This window comes from Devosia sp. Root685 (assembly GCF_001427875.1).
Taxonomy (GTDB): domain Bacteria; phylum Pseudomonadota; class Alphaproteobacteria; order Rhizobiales; family Devosiaceae; genus Devosia.
In genome coordinates, this window is the sequence record NZ_LMHK01000001.1 from 1,457,552 (window position 1) to 1,474,576 (window position 17,025).

Consider the following 17,025-nt stretch of genomic DNA (forward strand, 5'->3'; position numbering starts at 1 on the left):
AAGTAGACCTCATCCTGAGGCGCTTTGCGCAGCAAAGCCTCGAAGGGCGAGGTCGTGCCCCGATGCCTTCTGCCACGTCCCCGTGGTTCGAGGCTTCGCTACGCTCCGCACCTCACCATGAGGACTACTGGACCCACAGGGAGAAACCTTGCACCCATGACCTTCCTGCTCCGGCGTCTCGCCTTCTATCTCGCGGCCTTCATTGCCGCGGCAACCGTCAATTTCTTCCTGCCGCGCCTGATGCCGGGTGATCCCATCCAGATCATGTTCGCCAGCGCCGGCTCCGAACTCTCCCTCGAAAATCTCAACGCCCTCAAACTCACCTTCGGCTTCATCGATGCGCCGCTCGGCGAGCAATATCTGCGCTACCTGCAGAGCGTCTTCACCGGCGACCTCGGCCGCTCGATCAAGTATTTCCCCCTGCCCGTCACCGAGCTTTTGGGCCGCGCCCTCGTCTGGACGCTCGGCCTTGTCGGCATCGCGACCCTCTTCAGCTTCTGCCTCGGCACCTTCCTCGGCGTTATGGCCGCCTGGCGCCGCGGCACGATCTTCGACTCCATTGTCTCGCTGACGGCGATCTGTTCCAGCTCCGTTCCCGCCGTCGTCGTGTCGCTGATCATGCTCTTCGTCTTCGGCTATCAGCTTGGCTGGTTCCCCAATGGCTATGCCGCCGATCCGCTGCTCGATCCGGGCTTCAACTGGACCTATATCTCCAGCGTCATTCATCACGGCACCCTGCCGATGCTGACCATGATCATCGTGCTCACGGGCGGCTTTGCCGTCACCATGCGCAACAACATGATCAACCTCCTCGGCGAAGACTATATCGTCATGGGCCGCGCCAAAGGCCTCGCCGACAATCGCGTCATGCTCTGGTACGCCGCCCGCAACGCCCTGCTGCCGACCGTATCTAGCCTTGCCATCGCGCTCGGCACCGTGCTCGGCGGCTCGCTCGTCACCGAAGTGGTGTTCAACTATCCCGGCCTCGGCAACACGCTCTACCAGGCCATCATCGCCCGCGATTACCCCGTCATCCAGGGCCAGCTCCTGATCATGACCGGCGCCATGCTGATCGCCAATTTCGCCGTCGATCTCAGCTATGTGCTGCTCGACCCTCGTTTGAAGAAGGCCTGAGCCATGACGCTTTTCCGCCAGTTGCTCGGCAACAAGAAGGCCATGGTGGGTCTCACCATTCTTCTCCTCATCATCCTCGTCGCCATTTTCGCGCCCTTCCTCACCGAATATAGCCCGGTGAAGCGCGTCGGCCGTCCGCATCAGGCTCCCTCATGGGAGCATTGGCTGGGCACGACCCGTCTCGGCCACGACGTCTTCGCGCGCCTCGTCTATGGCGCCCGCGTCTCGCTCGCCGTCGGCTTCGGCGCCGGCCTTGCCATCACCATCATCGGCACGGTCCTCGGCATCATTGCCGGCTACAAGGGCGGGGTCATCGACGAGGTCATCAACTTCTTCACCAATATGGTGCTCGTCGTTCCCAACCTGCCACTCCTGCTGGTTCTCGCCGCCTTTATCGGCCAGGCGAGCCCGCTGGTGATCGCCGTCATTCTCGGCCTCACCTCCTGGGCCTGGGGTGTCCGCGTCACCCGGTCGGAAACCCTCTCCATTCGCCAGCGCGACTATGTCAAATCCGCCGAAATGCTGGGCGAACCAAGCTGGCGCATCATGGCTTTCGAGATTTTCCCGAACCTGATTTCCATCGTCGGCATCAATTTCATCGGCAGCGTCATCTTCGCCGTTATCACCGAAGCCACTTTGGAATTCCTCGGTCTCGGCGATCCCAACACCGTCTCCTGGGGCATCATGCTCTACAATGCCCAAAACGCCTCGGCCCTCTCGGTCGGCGCCTGGTGGGACCTCCTCGCCCCGTGCTTTGCCCTCGCCGTCCTCGGCCTTGGCCTCGCGCTCATCAACTTCGCCATCGACGAAATCGCCAATCCGCGCCTTCGCACGGGCGGCATGCTCAATCGCTGGACCCGCATGGTCCGTATCGGAGAGGGCAAGCTATGACCGATCCCGTCCTCTCGATCCGCAATCTCAACATCGATTACGTCGGCGCCGAAAAAGACTTCCACGCCGTCAAGGATGTCAGTTTCGACATCGCACCGGGCGAATTCTTCGGCCTTGCCGGCGAATCTGGTTGCGGCAAATCCACCATCGCTTTCGCCGTCAGCCGTCTCCACCGCCCCCCTGCCCTCATTCGCAAGGGTAGCGAAATCCTCGTCGGTGGCCGCGACGTTCTCGCACTGACCGACGACGAACTCCGGCGCTTCCGCTGGCGCGAGGTCGCCATGGTGTTCCAGAGCGCCATGAACTCGCTCAATCCGGTGCTGACCATCGAGGCGCAATTCTACGACGTCCTCAAGGCCCACAGCCGCATCAGCCGCGCCGACGCCCGTGCCCGCGCCGCCGAACTCCTCAAACTCGTCGACATTTCGCCCGACCGCCTTTCCTCCTATCCGCACCAATGCTCGGGCGGCATGCGCCAGCGCATCGTCATCGCCATCTGCCTCGCGCTCAATCCAAAGCTGCTCATCATGGACGAGCCCACCACCGCTCTCGACGTGGTGGTGCAGCGCGAAATCCTGCAGCGCATCGACGTCCTCAGGAAAGAGCTCGGCTTCTCCGTCCTCTTCATCACCCATGATTTGGGCCTGATGGTGCAGGTCAGCGACCGCATCGGCATCATGCTCGAAGGCGAGCTGGTCGAGGTCAACGAGGCCCAGACCATCTACCGCACGCCCCAACACGCCTACACAAAACGCCTCTGGGCCTCGATGCCCAAACTGCATGGCGAACAGATCCGCGAGGGAGCCCAGTCATGAGCGAACCCATCCTCGCCCTCGACAATGTCAGCAAGACCTTTGGCCGCGCCGACAACCCGGTCTATGCCGCCCGCGCTGTCTCCTTCGGCCTCCATCCCGGCCGCACGCTGGCGCTGGTCGGGGAATCCGGCTCGGGTAAGACCACCGCCGCGCGTCTCATCATGCGCGAATATACGCCCGACGAAGGCCAGCTCCTTTTCCGCGGCACACCACTCGGCAAAGCGAACGCCAAGGCGCTAAAAGCCTACCGCGCCTCCGTACAGATGGTGTTCCAGGACCCTTTCGCAGCCCTCAATCCCACCCACACGATCCGCTACCACCTCGAACGCCCGCTACGCCTCCACCAGCCCAAGCTGAACGCCAAGGAGCGCATCGCCGCCATCGAGGAGCTGCTCACCCGCGTCAAACTCGACCCGGCGCTCCTGATGCCAAAATACCCGCACGAACTGTCCGGCGGCCAGCGCCAGCGCATCAGCATCGCCCGAGCGCTTGCGGTAAACCCACAGGTCATCGTCGCCGACGAACCGACCTCGATGCTCGACGTTTCCGTGCGCCTCGGCATTCTCAACCTGCTCAATGACATGAAGGCCCAATTGGGCCTGGCGCTTCTCTACATCACCCACGACATCGCCACGGCGCGCTATGTCGCCGAAGACATCATGGTCATGTATGCGGGCCAGATCGTCGAATGGGGCAATACCGAAAGCGTGCTAACCAATCCCCAGCACCCCTACACCCGGCTGCTGCTCTCCGCCGTGCCCGACCCCGATCGCCGCTTTTCGGACACGCGCTTTTCGGAAGAACTCAACCGCATCGAGTTCATCCGGAAGCAGTCGGCGCTACCGCAGCCAGAAACGCGGGAAGTGGGCAGGAACCATTTCATCCGGCCAATGCCAGAGTAATACCAGTAGCCCTCATGGTGAGGTGGGAGGCGTAGCCGACCCTCGAACCACGGGGGCGTGCCCCGATGTTTCAGCGCCACGCCCCCGTGGTTCGAGGCTTCGCTTACGCGAAGCACCTCACCATGAGGGCTACTGGAGATATCTCGTACCGAAATGCTCCCGACGCATCGCCTCGGGAGCAGTTGTTTTTACCAGCTCGCTAGCACAGCGCCGTTGAACGTCGTCTCAACAAACGTCCGGATTTCATCCGAGTGGTACGCATCCACCAGCGCCTTGACCCAGGGCTTGTCCTTGTCTTCGGTGCGAACGGCGATCACGTTCACATAGGGACCCTTCGGGCTTTCGCGCAGGATCGGGTCGTTGACCGGATCAAGGCCAGCCTGTTCGGCAAAGTTGGTGTTGATACCAGCGGCATCGACATCGGGCAGAACGCGCGGCAGCTGGGCGGCATCGACTTCGATGATCTCGAAATTCTTCGGGTTGCCGGTGATGTCGGCAACGCTGGCGGCGGTGCCGACGCCTTCCTTGAGATCAAGCAGACCATTGTCTTCGAGCAGCAGCAACACGCGGCCGCCATTGGTCGGATCGTTCGGAATGCCGATCTTGGCGCCATCGGGCAGGTCGGCAATGTTCTCGTACTTGTCCGAATAGATGCCGATCGGGAAGTTCACCGTCGTTGCCACGGACTCGATGGCATAGCCGCGGTCACGCACCTGGTTATCGAGGTAGGGCTGGTGCTGGAACGAGTTGGCGTCGAGGTCGCCCGAAGCCAGCGCTTCGTTGGGAATGACATAGTCCGAAAATTCGAGGATTTCGAGGTCGATGCCCTCTGCGGCAAGGATCGGCTTCACGGCTTCGAGAATCTGGGCATGCGGGCCGGGGGTGGCGCCGATCTTGATGGTTTCGGCATAGGCCGGCGCCGCGATCAGGCTGAGGCCGAGGGCCACACCGGCAATGACAGTCTTGAACGACATGGGACGAAAATCCTTTCGAGGGAGGGGAGTTAGTGGCGCGAACGCTTGTCGAAGCGCCGCGCAAGGGAGTCGCCAAGGCTCTGCACGCCCTGGACGAGAACGATCAGCACCAGCACCACGGCCAACATCACGTCGGGCATGAAGCGCTGATAACCGAAACGAATACCGAGATCGCCAAGGCCGCCGCCGCCGACAGCGCCCACCATGGCCGAATAGCCGATGAGGCTCACAACGGTCAGCGTCAGCGCCAGCGTGATGGCCGGCAGCGCCTCGGGCAGCAGCACTTTTTGCACGATCTGCAGGGGGCTGGCGCCCATCGAGCGCGCCGCCTCGATCAGCCCCTGATCGACGCCGCGAATGGCGCCTTCGATCACGCGGGCAATGAAGGGCGCCGCGGCAATGGTCAGCGGCACGATGGCCGCACTGGTGCCGATGGAGGTGCCGGCGATCAACCGCGTCAGCGGAATGATGGCGACGACGAGAATGATAAACGGCGTCGAGCGCGCCGCGTTGACGATCAGCCCAAGCACGGCATTGACGGCGGGCGCGGCAAACAGCTCACCGCGCTGGCTGGTCGCCAAAAACACGCCAAGCGGCAGGCCGATCAGCGTGCCGATGACACCGGCTATGCCGACCATGTAGAGCGTCTGCACGAAGGAATCGACGAGCAGTTTCAGGATCTGGGGCGAGAACACTTCAGGCATAGCCCAGCACCTCCGTTTCGAGACCCAGTTCCCTGGAGGCGGCGAGGAGCGCGGGCAGTTTTTCAACCGCCGGCAGGCTCACCACCAGCGTGCCGAAGGGCCGGCCGGAAATATGGTCCACCTTGGCCTGAACGATGCCGAGATCGACATCGAGTTTTCGGGTCAGCACGGAAAGCCAGGGCTGCGCCGCGCCCTCCCCCTTGAACACAAGCTGCACCAGCGCTTCCTTGCCGGCCCCGGGCGCTGCGCTCAGGCGCTTGGCCAAATGCTCAGGCAATTGCGTGCCGGTAATGCTGGAGACGAAATTCCGCGTCGTCGCATGCTGCGGCCCGGTGAACACATCATAGGTCGCGCCTTCCTCGACGATCCGCCCCTCATCAATCACCGCCACCCGATCAGCAACGCCCTTGATCACCGACATTTCGTGGGTGATCAGCAGCACGGTCACGCCGAGGTCCGCATTGACCTGCCGGAGCAGCGCCAGGATTTGTTCGGTCGTTTCCGGATCGAGCGCCGAAGTCGCCTCGTCCGAGAGCAGCACCTTTGGATTGGTCGCGAGCGCACGGGCAATGCCGACGCGCTGCTTCTGCCCACCCGAGAGTTCGGCGGGATAACGATCGACCTTGTCCGACAGGCCCACGAGATCGAGCAGCGGCAAAACGCGCTTGCGAATTTCGGCCTTGGATACCCCAGCGATTTCGAGCGGCAGCGCCACATTGCCAAAGGCAGTGCGCCGCGCCAGCAGGTTAAAGTGCTGGAAAATCATGCCGATAGAGCGGCGCTCCTGCCGCAGCGCCCGTTCTTCCAGCGCCGAGATTTCCACGCCATCCACCTGCACCGAGCCGGAACTGGGCAGTTCCAGTCCATTGACGAGCCGGATCAGCGTCGACTTACCAGCCCCCGAGCGCCCGATAACGCCAAGAATTGCGCCCCTCGGCACATCGAGATTGATTTCATGAAGTGCAGTAACAGGCGCATTGGCACCGCGTGCCGCAAAGGTCTTTTCGACCCCGCGCAACTGGATAATGGCCTCATCAGAAGCCGCGCCGCTGGAGATATGATCGGTCAATTTCAGTCCGTTAAATGACGACGGAATTAGTCGGCATTTACACCAAAAAAGTCGAGGGCGACACTTCCAAACAATGGACGATATCGGGGTTTTTCGTCCACCGGTTTTGCATTGAGCGCAAAATCCGGTTTTTCGGGGGCGACCCCACCTCGTCATTCCCGCGAAAGCGGGAATGTGGATTCTCGTTTGAAGTGCAACAAGTGGCTGTAGAAGGCTTCTGCGGGTGTCTTCCAGTCAAGGCATTTTCGCGGGGTGTTGTTGTACGCGCAGAGGACTTGGGTGATCTGCCCCTTGGGTAGGGTTGCCAGGTCGGTCTTGCGCGGCAGCGGACGACGCATGCGGCCAATGGCNGGTGTTGTTGTACGCGCAGAGGACTTGGGTGATCTGCCCCTTGGGTAGGGTTGCCAGGTCGGTCTTGCGCGGCAGCGGACGACGCATGCGGCCAATGGCGTTCTCAATGCCGCCCTTCTGCCATGGCGCATGAGGATCGCAGAAGAAGGTTGCGATGCCGTGCGGGTGCAAAAGGGTGTGGCGTGCGAACTCGGTGCCATTATCGAAGGTGATCGTCTGACGCAGAGGAGCGGGCAATGCCCCGAGGATTTCTGCGATGGTGCGGGCCACCGGCTCGGCATGCTTTGAAGGCAACTCGATCGCCACGACGATCCTGGTGGAGCGCTCGTGCAGGACAAGCAGGTTTTGTCCGTAGCGCGAGAAGGCCATCAGATCGGCTTCCCAATGCCCCGGGTTCTGGCGCGCCTGGACCTCCTCGGGCCTCTGGGTGATAGGAATGCGGGCGCTGATCAGCCGGACCGGGCTGCCCCCTGGCTTGGGACGAATGCCGCGCCGCGCTNCGCGCCTGGACCTCCTCGGGCCTCTGGGTGATAGGAATGCGGGCGCTGATCAGCCGGACCGGGCTGCCCCCTGGCTTGGGACGAATGCCGCGCCGCGCTTTGCCGCGGGGGAGATAGGAGCGCCAGCCGCGAGCCTTGTGCCGCCTGATCTGGGCATGAATGAAGCGGTAGATGCTCTCAACCCCGATCGGCGCTGTGCCCTCGAGGCGAAGCCGTCCGACCACCTGTTCTGGCGACCAGCCTTGGCTCAATCGCTCCAGAACCACCGCACGCAACCCAGCATCCCGGTCTAGCCGGCTGCCGCGCCAGCGTCGCGCCCAGGCCTGCTCAGCGGCATACTCGGCTAGGTACTCCGCCTTGCCGCCATTGCGCTCTATCTCGCGCGAGATAGACGATGCCGCGCGATCCAAAGCTGCAGCGATTTGCCGGAGCGAGGTTCCAATGGACAATCCGAAATACTGAGCTGCGCATATCTTCGTCCCATGACAACACCTTAAACTGGTGTTGCACTTCGTTTGAGAACTCAGGGAATCCCTGCCCCAGAAACGGAGATCCCCCGCTTTCGCGGGAATGACGTGGTGGAGGGGGCGTTGAACCGTTACCGCCCACCGGCTCGGCACCTCCCCCTTGATGGGGGAGGATGGGAGGGGGTGCGGGAGCCACGATATCCGAGCGCGTGGCTACCCCAACTCCTCCGCCAAATAATCCTCCACACTCCGGGGCTTCCGCCCCAACACGCGCTCGACCGTATCGGTCAGCCCCGCCGCCCCGCCCTGCGCGATCACCGCGAAAAACTGCTTCACCACCTCGGCTTCAAACCCTTCCACACCCGGCGGCAGCCCCGCCACCGCCGAAGACACGCCCACCGGCCTGCCGGTAATCCGCGTCGCCAGCGCCGCAATATCGGGAATGGCCAGCGCTTCCGGTCCGGTGATCACCAGCGGGCTCGCCGCCAGTTTGGGCGCCAAAAGCTGGTTGATCGCCACATCGGCAATATCCCTGATATCGACATAGCCAACCCTCGCCCCATGCCGCGCCGCAATGGCCTCGCCACGCCTGATCTGCGCCGCGACCGCCGCGAGCGACACCTGCAACCATGCAGTAGGCCGCACCGCCACATAGTCGAGCCCGGACTGCGCCAGATGATCTTCCACCCTTTTGTGCGCATCGCCCGAAAACGACGTGCCGACGGTCCAGTCCGACCCCGAAATTTTCACGATCCGCTTCACGCCAGCGGCCTTCGCCGCATCGACCAGCGCGATCTGGTCTTTTGCGAGCCGCTCACTGATCGGCGAGAGCAGCAGCGCCCGGCTCACCCCATCAAGCGCCGCCGGCAGCGAAGCGGGAACCGAAAAGTCTCCCTCGGCGATCTCCACCCTGTCGCCATAGAGTTCCCGCGCCGTTTCAGGCCGCCGCGTCAAGACGCGAACCCGATGCCCGGCTGCGAGCAATTTCGGCGTCAGCACGCGTCCCAGTTTTCCGGTTGCGCCGGTGATCAGCAAGAGGTCCGAAAGCGGCATCTAAAACACCTTCCCTTCCTTGAGATGGGTGGTGGTGCCATTGAGCAGATAGTCGCCGACGATGCGCGACTTGTGCAGCAGCGGATTGTGGTTGAGTACGGTGCGAATATTTCGCCAGTGGCGGTCGAAATTGTACTTTCGCGACGTCGCCGAGCCGCCTCCGAGTTCGAACATGCGCTCGGCCGTGCGCGGGGCTAACTGACCAATAACCAATTGGGCTTTCGCCGTTAACAGTGTGCTAGCAATAAGGGACGTTTCGATGGCCTGAGGGTCACCAGATGCGAACGTATCGACCGCGTGTTGCAGCGCCCTGGCGCCCTCGGCAATCAGCGTATCGATCGCCAGTGAATTGGCCGCGATTTCGCCGATAACCTGTTGAACGAAATGATCTTCTCGCGCCGTAGCCGCCGGACTATGCGCCGCCGACCGGGCCTGCTTGCGCACATAGTCGATTCCATCACTCAAAACGTTGCGCACCGCCCCCGCCGCACTCGCCGCCAGGTGCAATTGCCGCAATGTCGAGCAGTGCCGGCCGACCTGATTTTCGAGGCTGCGCCTGGCGAACTCGTGCTCAAAAACCTCAACATTATCAAGCACTACGCCACCACTCGCGGTGAGCCTCTGCCCCATCCCGTCCCAATCGTCGAGGATGTTTATCCCCTCCCGATCAACCGGCAGCAGCACACCCACCGTCTCGCCGGCCTCATTGATCGCGCTAAACGACGCATAGTCGGCATAAGCCGTCCCAGTCGCGTACCACTTGCGCCCATTGAGCCGCCAAGTGCTTCCAATCTTTACGATTTTCGTCGTCACCTCACCCGGCCGCGCCGTGCCCTGCTCGGTATGCGCGCCACCAAACAGCCTGCCCTCCAGCACCCGTTCGATGGCCCCCGCATCGCGCTGATCGGCGCCGCTCAGCACCAGGTTTTCGACATAGTTGAAATGCGACCTAAGTGCATGAGCTACATTGGAATCTGCCGATCCCAAAGCCGCAATAAGCTCGATATAATCGGGCACCGAACCACCCGGCCCGCCCAGTTCCACCGGCACGCGCAACGCCCCGAGCCCGGATTCCCTGAACAACCGAAAAGCCTCGAGCGGCAGTTCGCGATTCAAATCGCGTTCCGCCGCACCCTTGGCGATTTCGGCGACGAGACCGGGAATTCGCGCCAGCAATTCCGCCCGATTGGGGCCCGGCGGCGCGGGAGATAGCTTCTGAACGATAGCGGTCATGAATAGGCTTTCAAGGAAAACAAAAGGCCTGCCAGACACTTATCTGGCAGGCCGCACGATCACGAAGCGAGGTAGATGTCGGCGCCATTGGTCCAGAGGTGCTCGGCGCCGAGCTTGAGGTTCTGCACGCGCTTGTCCGAAATGGTAATCGAGGCGGGCGTGACGATATCGAGCGTGGGCAGGTCTTCCACCACGATGCGCTGGAAATCGTTGAACAGTTGCAGGCGCTTGGCGGGATCGATCTCGACCGCCGCGGTTTCGAGCAGGCGATCGACTTCCGGGTTCTCGTACTTGGAGCCGTTGGAAAACGGCAGGCCGACCTTGAAGTTTTTCGACCAGTAAAGACGCTGCACCCCCACGGTCGGATCGTAGAGATTGCTCATGCCTTCGATAGCGATATCAAAGTCGCGATCGGTGAAGATGCGTTTCACGAAAGTCGCAAAATCCTGCGTGCGCAACTCGACCTGAATGCCAACCTTGGCGAGGGCCTGAACGAAATATTCCCCGGTCTGCTTGGGCGGACCCGATGGTTGGGTCGGATCAACAAAGAGCTTGAAGCGGAAGCCATCCGCGCCGCGCGGGTAACCCGCCTCGTCAAGCAGCGCCTCGGCTTTTGCCGGATCGAAATCGTATTTCGGCACGTCCGGATTGTAGAAGCGCGCGAGATCTGGGCTCACTGGGCCGTCGAGCCGCGTGGCGTAGCCGAGATAAATGGTGTTGACGATAAAATCCTTGTCGATCGCATGCGCGATGGCGTGACGTACCTTTATGTCGGCGAGGTAGGGGTTCTCGAGATTGAATTCGGCGCGGGCGATACTCGGCGAATAGGGCGCCGGGCGGGTGTCGACGACGAGGTTCGGATTGGCCTTGAGGCGCTCGATGTCGGTGAGCGGCACATTGGCGACCGAAACCTGCACTTCGCCCGATTCAATGGCAGCGACGGCAGCGGCGGGATCGACGATGAAGCGGATGATAAGCTGATCGAGATAGGGTTTGCCTTCGCCCCAGTAGTTTTCATTCTTCTTGAGAATGACGTGGCTGCCGCGCACCCATTCGACGAAGGTGAAGGGCCCCGTGCCCACCGGCGCGAAATTGTGCGGGTTTTCAGGGATATTGGTGCCTTCATAGAGGTGCTTGGGCACGATCGGCGCCTCGAAGCTGGCGAAGGCGGTCAGCAAGAAGGGCGCGGGTTTGGAGAGGATCAGTTCCACCTCGTGCGGGCTGAGCACATTGACCTCTTCGACCGAAGCGAAGGTGGCGCGGCCACGCGGATGGTTTTCCTTCAGCGCCAGAATGGAAAAGGCGACGTCTTCAGCGGTGAAGTCGGTGCCGTCGTGCCACTTCACGCCTTCGCGCAGCTTGAAGGCGTAGCGCAACCCATCCTCGGCCACTTCCCATGCGGTGGCGAGAAGCGGCTGCGGCTCGAAGTTTTCGTCATAGGTGAGGAGACCTTCATTGGTCTTGCCGCTGATGTAATAGGCAGCGCCGGCCGTGTGGGCGATCAGCACCAGCACCGGTGGTTCGGTGCCGATATTGATCGAGACGCTGCCACCCGGCGTCGGGGTCGCGCTCTGGGCGAAGGCGAAGCCTGGCAGGGTCGAAACCGCGGCAAGTGCGGCCGTCGAAAGCAGGAAGGCGCGGCGGGTTGGGGCGAGCACGCCACGAGGTTTGGAGGTCGTCATTTTTAGTCCTGTCCGTTGCGTGCCGCTCTAGGGAGCGACGTGTAAACTGCGCCCGATTGGGGTCGGCAAGGAGGACTGTATAATGTCTAGTTATTTTATCGAGATAATGGATTACGAACTGAGACGGTTAGCAGGAAAACACCCAGCGCCGCCGGACACCCCAGCAGAAAAATTTGGCGCAACTCCCCAAGTCAGGCACCCCTCATAACAGCGAAGGCAAGTAAACGAGCCGAATTGCAGAAGAAAATGCCTTTCTGAGCACTCGTTGCGCCCATTCTGAAACGACAAGGGCCGGCAAAATGCCGGCCCTTTTGGTTCTGGTTAATAGCGTTAAGCGACGCGCTGGGTGCGGCTGAGCGGGATGATCTGCGCAGAACCTGCGGCCGAACGCGGCACGCGGCCTTCGACCGGATGGCCCGGATCGGTAAAACCGGGCGTCGAGGGGTGGCCCGTTGCAACAAGGCTATCCACGAGCGCTTCGTCGTCGGCGTCGATCTTCACATCGAGGGCGCGGACATAGCCATCCCACTGCTCTTCGGTCCGCGGGCCCGCGATGGCCGAGGTGATGAGTTGATTGTTGAGCACCCAGGCGAGCGCGAAATCAGCGGCGGTCGTGCCTTTTGCCGACGCGTGAGCCGCAACCTTTTTGGCAACCTCGATGGATTCCTCGCGAAATTCAACGTCATGCATGCGCTTGTCGCCCCGGCCGGCACGGCTATCGGCAGGCGCAGCTTCGCCGATATTGTACTTGCCGGTGAGCACGCCACGCGCGAGCGGGCTATAGGAGACGTTGCCCAGCCCATTGGCAACGGCGGCCGGCAATTGTTCGGCTTCGGCCGTGCGGTTGACGATGTTGTAGAGCGGCTGGCTCGCAATTGGGCGATCGATGCCGAGCTGGTCGGCGAGATGCGCCACTTCGGCAATGCGCCAGCCGCGGAAGTTCGACACGCCGAAATAGCGCAGCTTGCCGGCTTTGATCAGATCGGCAATGGCGCGGACGGGCTCTTCGAGCGAAGCATCGAACACCGCACGGTGGAAATAGATGATGTCGATATAGTCGGTATCGAGATTGCGCAGCGAATTCTCGACGGTTTCATAGACCCACTTGCGCGAATAGCCGCCCTTATTGGGCTTTGGATCGCGCGAATTGACGAATTTAGTGGCGAGCACCCAGTCGTCACGGTGCTTCTTGATTCCCTTACCGACGGTCTGCTCAGACTTGCCGTCGTGATAAACGTCGGCTGTGTCGATGAAATTGATCCCCTGATCGCGCGCCTTGTCGATGATGCGGAAGGCGACGTCGTCCGGCGTCTGATTGCCGAACATCATGGTCCCCAAGGTAATCGGCGACACTTTGAGCGCGCTGCGGCCAAGATAGCGATAGTCGACCATGGAAAACTCCCTGTTCGTGGTGCCCTAGATTGGCACCATGGTCTGTTGCATTGAAGGTGGAATTAGGTCAGGAGGCGAGCGCCCTGCTCCGGGTTTCGCCACCGGCCGCAGCGGCGATCAGCGCGCGGGTGTAGTCGGTCCTGGGCTGGCGCCAGATAGTCTGGTGATCGCTTTCCTCGATGATGCGAGAATCCTTCATCACGATGACGCGGTCGGAAATGTACTGAACCACCGCCAGGTCGTGGGAGATGAAGAGATAGCTGAGACCCAGATCGCGCTTGAGATCGACCAGCAGATTGAGAATCTGTGCCTGGATCGACACGTCGAGAGCCGAAACGGGCTCGTCGCAGATGACGAGCGAAGGTTTTAGGATCAGCGCCCGGGCAATGCCGATGCGCTGGCGTTGACCACCGGAGAACTCGTGCGGATAGCGCTCGGCGGCCGAGAGCGGCAGGCGGACATGCTCAAACGTTTCGGCGATGCGCTGACGGCGTTCGGCGGCGTCGCGGATGCCATGGACGATCAGCGGCGCTTCGAGAATATCCCGGATCGATTTTCGCGGATTGAGCGAAGCGAAGGGATCCTGGAAGATCATCTGCAGATCGCGGCGGACCGGCTGGAGCTGGTTGGGGCTGAGACCGGTAATGTCCTGGCCCCGAAAGCGGATACTGCCGCTTTCGGTATTGACGAGGCGCATGATGGCCTTCGAGAGAGTCGATTTGCCGCTGCCGGACTCGCCCACAATGCCTAGGGTTTCGCCCCTGGCCAGCGTCAGCGTCGCCTTGTCGAGCGCCCGGTTTTCGCGATTACGCGTGCGATAGGTGACCGAGAGACCATCGACCTGCAGGATCGGCTCGTCGTCATTTGCGACCGGCGGCAGATCGCGGGGGACCGGCAGGCGGATCTGGTAGTCGTTTTGGCCATCGGCATCTTTGACCACGCGAATTTCGGAAAGCGTGCGCGAGGTGTAGTGCACGCCGTCTTCGAGCCGGATCGAGGCTTGGGCCAGGCCCCGCGTATAGGGGTGGCGGTCGGGCGAGAACAGGTCTGAGGCGGGCAGCTCTTCGAGCTTGTCGCCGTGATACATGACCACAACGCGGTCGCTCCAGCGCGAGACGACACCGAGATCGTGGGTGATCAGCAGCAGGCCCATGGAGAGTTTTCGGCGCAATTCATCCAGCAACTCAAGAATCTGCGCCTGGATGGTCGCGTCGAGAGCCGTGGTCGGTTCGTCGGCGATCAGCAGTTTTGGTTTGCAGGCGACGGCGATGGCGATCATCACGCGCTGGCGCTGTCCGCCGGAAAGCTGATGCGGGAAATCATCGACGCGCTTTTCGGCATCGGGGATTTTGACGAGATCTAGCAATTCGATGGCGCGGATGCGCGCTTCCTTCTTGCTCAGCTTTTCGTGGAGGCGCAGCACTTCAACGATCTGGTTGCCGATGGTGGCCACCGGATTGAGGCTGGTCATCGGCTCCTGGAAAATCATGGCGATCTCCCGCCCGCGCACTTTTCGAATGTCGCGGTCGGAGAGTTTCAGGAGATCCGTTCCTTCGAAGATGATCCGGCCATTGGGAATCTGCGCATTGCGCGGCAGGAGGCGCATCAGCGCCAGGGCGCTGAGGGACTTTCCCGAACCCGATTCCCCGACAACGGCGACGGTTTCGCCGCGATCGATGGAAAAGCTCAAGCGACGGACGGGATCGGCAGCACCGAAGCGCACGGTGAGGTTTTCGACCTCAAGAAGGCGGCTGGATGCGGGGCTCACGAGCGTTCCTCCGAAAAGCGCGGGTTGAGCGCGTCGTTAAGACCATCGCCGATCAGGTTCAGGGCGAGCACGGTGAAGACGATGGCGAGGCCCGGCAAGAAGGTGAGATACCAGGCGGTGCGGATCAGCTCGCGACCATTGCCGATCATCGAGCCCCAACTGACGACGTTGGGATCGCCCAGGCCCATGAAGCTCAGGGCCGACTCCATCAGGATAGCCGTCGCGACCATCACCGAGGCTGTGACGATCAGCGGCGGCAAGGCATTGGGCAGGATTTCCTTGAGAATGATGCGGGGGTGGCGGAAGCCGAGGCTGCGCGCGGCGACCACATAATCCTTTTCACGGATGGCACGGAATTCGGCGCGGGTGAGGCGCGCGACCATGGGCCAGCTGACGATAGCGATGGCGACTGACACGGTGGTGGCCGAGGGCTGCGCGATGGCAACGAGAACCACCAGCAGCACGAAGTTCGGCAGGGTCTGGAAGATTTCGATGATGCGCACGAGCACATCGTCGACCCAGCCACCAAAGTAGCCGGCCAGCGAGCCGACGGTGATGCCTACGCCAAGGCCAAGCGCGGTCGCGGTCAGGCCGACAAAGAGCGAGATGCGCGCGCCGTGGAAGAGACCGGCCAGCACGTTGCGGCCCATGGAGTCAGTACCGAGAGGGAAGGCAGCATCCTGGCCCGGCCAGAGGAAGGGCTTGCCAACCATGCCGAGCGGATCGCCGGGAAAGACGATGGGCGCAATGAGAGCGACAAGCGCCATCAGGGACAGAAAGACCAGGCCGAAAAGCGCGTTGGGATTGCGGAGAAAGGCGGCTAGTTCGCGGCGGCCGGCGGGGACAGACACCGTAGCGGTCCGCGTGGTTCGGGCGTCGGGCGCCTTGATATTATGCCACTGGGGCGTTTCCGACTTATCGAGCTGAGTTGCAGCGGTACGCGACTGCGCTGATGACACCACGTGCGAGACGGCGGTTTCGGTGGTCATTTCTGCTCTCCGATGCGGGGATCGAGCCAGGCCTGGGCAATATCCACCAGTGCATTGGCGAGAATGACCAGGATGGACGAGAGCAACAGGATGCCCAAAAGAACGGTGTAGTCGCGGCCCATCACGGCCTCGAAGGCGAGGCGCCCCAGGCCCGGCCAGCTATAAACAGTCTCGACAACCACTGCCCCGCCGAGCATGCCGCCGACATGCATGCCGGCCATGGTGGTGATGGGAATGAGCGCATTGCGCAGCACGTGCTTGACGGTCACGACCACGGGCGAGAGGCCCTTGGCATAGGCGGTGCGCACGAAATCCTGGTTCTTGACCTCGAGCATGGCGGCACGCGTCAGGCGAGCGTAGATGGCGACATAGAAGAGCGCGAGCGAGGTGGCTGGCAGCACCATATAGCGCGCCTTGTCGATAACAGCCGCGAAGCCGGTATAGGACGAGCCGATGGTCCCTGCCCCGCCGCTCGGCAGCCAGCCCAGTGTCACCGAGAACAGCACGATCAGCATCAGCCCGATCCAGAAGCCGGGCACGGAATAAAACAGCAGCGCGAAGATGGAGAGCAGCCGATCCGGGAGGCGGCCTGAAAAAGCCGCCATCAGCGAACCGAGCGTCAGGCCGATGAGAATGGCGATGGCCAACGCCATGGCCATGAGCGTGAGTGTGCCGGGCAGACGCTGCCCGATCAGCTCGGTCACCGGCATGCCGTAACGCGGCGAAAAGCCGAGGCTGAGCTGGGCCAGATTGCCGAGATAATTGGCGAGCTGCACGAGGACGGGATTGTCGAGGCCGAAGCGCTCGCGCAACGCCTGCATGCTTTCGACGGTCGCTGACCCCGCTTCACCAGCCATGACGTCGGCCGCATCGCCGGGGGCGAGTTGCAGCAGGAAGAAATTGAGAATGATGATGCCGAGGATGGTGGGCACCGCCTGCAGAAGCGTGCGTCGCAACGTCCTCAATATGCGCAGCAAAGCCGACATGAGCGCTTTCTCTTTCCCTCGATAGGAGCAACGGGGTCCTTGCGGCGTCCGGAGAGAGAGCGATGCTCGGCCCAGGTTCAGCCCGCGAAATTTATGTTGACTAGTTTTATAGGCT

Annotated in this window: 14 protein-coding genes and 3 pseudogenes; 4 read left to right on the forward strand and 13 right to left on the reverse strand. The window is 61.9% G+C overall.

The features are described from left to right. Nucleotides 1-156 precede the first annotated feature (156 nt). The 4 genes from ASD83_RS06975 to ASD83_RS06990 are packed head-to-tail and all read left to right on the forward strand — an operon-like array spanning nt 157 to nt 3,742. Nucleotides 157-1,134, forward strand: coding sequence for an ABC transporter permease (locus ASD83_RS06975; protein WP_056309148.1), 978 nt, complete (start codon nt 157-159; stop codon nt 1,132-1,134). A gap of 3 nt (nt 1,135-1,137) precedes the next feature. Next, nucleotides 1,138-2,025, forward strand: a complete 888-nt coding sequence (locus ASD83_RS06980) for an ABC transporter permease (protein ID WP_056309149.1) — start codon at nt 1,138-1,140, stop codon at nt 2,023-2,025. Beyond that, nucleotides 2,022-2,840, forward strand: a complete 819-nt coding sequence (locus ASD83_RS06985; RefSeq protein WP_056309150.1) for an ABC transporter ATP-binding protein — start codon at nt 2,022-2,024, stop codon at nt 2,838-2,840. Before ASD83_RS06980 ends, ASD83_RS06985 begins: the two co-directional genes overlap by 4 nt. Further along, nucleotides 2,837-3,742, forward strand: a complete 906-nt coding sequence (locus ASD83_RS06990) for an ABC transporter ATP-binding protein (protein WP_056309152.1) — start codon at nt 2,837-2,839, stop codon at nt 3,740-3,742. The genes ASD83_RS06985 and ASD83_RS06990 overlap by 4 nt, the downstream gene beginning before the upstream one ends. Nucleotides 3,743-3,930: 188 nt before the next feature. On the opposite strand, the gene ASD83_RS06995 is transcribed toward ASD83_RS06990, so the two are convergent. From ASD83_RS06995 to ASD83_RS07050, 13 genes and pseudogenes are all read right to left on the reverse strand, one after another. Continuing rightward, nucleotides 3,931-4,716, reverse strand: a complete 786-nt coding sequence (locus ASD83_RS06995) for a MetQ/NlpA family ABC transporter substrate-binding protein (RefSeq protein ID WP_056309154.1) — start codon at nt 4,714-4,716, stop codon at nt 3,931-3,933. Between the two features lie 29 nt (nt 4,717-4,745). Next, entirely contained in the window at nt 4,746-5,420 is a 675-nt protein-coding gene (locus ASD83_RS07000; RefSeq protein ID WP_056309156.1) for a methionine ABC transporter permease, read from the reverse strand. Then, a complete protein-coding gene (locus tag ASD83_RS07005; RefSeq protein WP_274532566.1) occupies nt 5,413-6,489 on the reverse strand; it encodes a methionine ABC transporter ATP-binding protein in 1,077 nt (358 codons plus the stop codon). Before ASD83_RS07005 ends, ASD83_RS07000 begins: the two co-directional genes overlap by 8 nt. Before the next feature lie 152 nt (nt 6,490-6,641). Beyond that, nucleotides 6,642-6,839, reverse strand: a pseudogene (locus ASD83_RS21225) (hypothetical protein); the annotation flags it as partial. A gap of 1 nt (nt 6,840) precedes the next feature. Further along, nucleotides 6,841-7,326: pseudogene (locus ASD83_RS21230) on the reverse strand (IS30 family transposase); the annotation flags it as partial. Nucleotides 7,327-7,340: 14 nt separating this feature from the next. Next, nucleotides 7,341-7,960, reverse strand: a pseudogene (locus tag ASD83_RS21525) (transposase); the annotation flags it as partial. 60 nt (nt 7,961-8,020) lie between these two features. Next, nucleotides 8,021-8,860 (reverse strand): NAD(P)H-binding protein, encoded by an 840-nt coding sequence (locus ASD83_RS07020; protein ID WP_056309161.1) that lies wholly within the window; start codon nt 8,858-8,860, stop codon nt 8,021-8,023. After that, complete coding sequence (locus tag ASD83_RS07025) at nt 8,861-10,093, reverse strand: acyl-CoA dehydrogenase family protein (RefSeq protein ID WP_056309163.1); 1,233 nt, start codon at nt 10,091-10,093, stop codon at nt 8,861-8,863. A gap of 59 nt (nt 10,094-10,152) precedes the next feature. Continuing rightward, entirely contained in the window at nt 10,153-11,775 is a 1,623-nt protein-coding gene (locus ASD83_RS07030; protein WP_056309165.1) for an ABC transporter substrate-binding protein, read from the reverse strand. Nucleotides 11,776-12,105: 330 nt separating this feature from the next. Beyond that, on the reverse strand, nt 12,106-13,167 hold the full coding sequence (locus ASD83_RS07035) for an aldo/keto reductase (RefSeq protein ID WP_056309166.1): 1,062 nt from the start codon (nt 13,165-13,167) through the stop codon (nt 12,106-12,108). Nucleotides 13,168-13,234: 67 nt separating this feature from the next. Beyond that, nucleotides 13,235-14,935: an ABC transporter ATP-binding protein gene (locus tag ASD83_RS07040; RefSeq protein ID WP_056309167.1), complete on the reverse strand. Its 1,701-nt coding sequence runs from the start codon at nt 14,933-14,935 to the stop codon at nt 13,235-13,237. Further along, nucleotides 14,932-15,924 (reverse strand): ABC transporter permease, encoded by a 993-nt coding sequence (locus tag ASD83_RS07045; RefSeq protein WP_056309168.1) that lies wholly within the window; start codon nt 15,922-15,924, stop codon nt 14,932-14,934. The genes ASD83_RS07040 and ASD83_RS07045 overlap by 4 nt, the downstream gene beginning before the upstream one ends. Then, nucleotides 15,921-16,910 carry an ABC transporter permease gene (locus ASD83_RS07050; RefSeq protein WP_056309170.1) on the reverse strand — a complete coding sequence of 330 codons (990 nt, stop codon included), beginning with the start codon at nt 16,908-16,910 and terminating at the stop codon, nt 15,921-15,923. Before ASD83_RS07050 ends, ASD83_RS07045 begins: the two co-directional genes overlap by 4 nt. Nucleotides 16,911-17,025 lie beyond the last annotated feature (115 nt).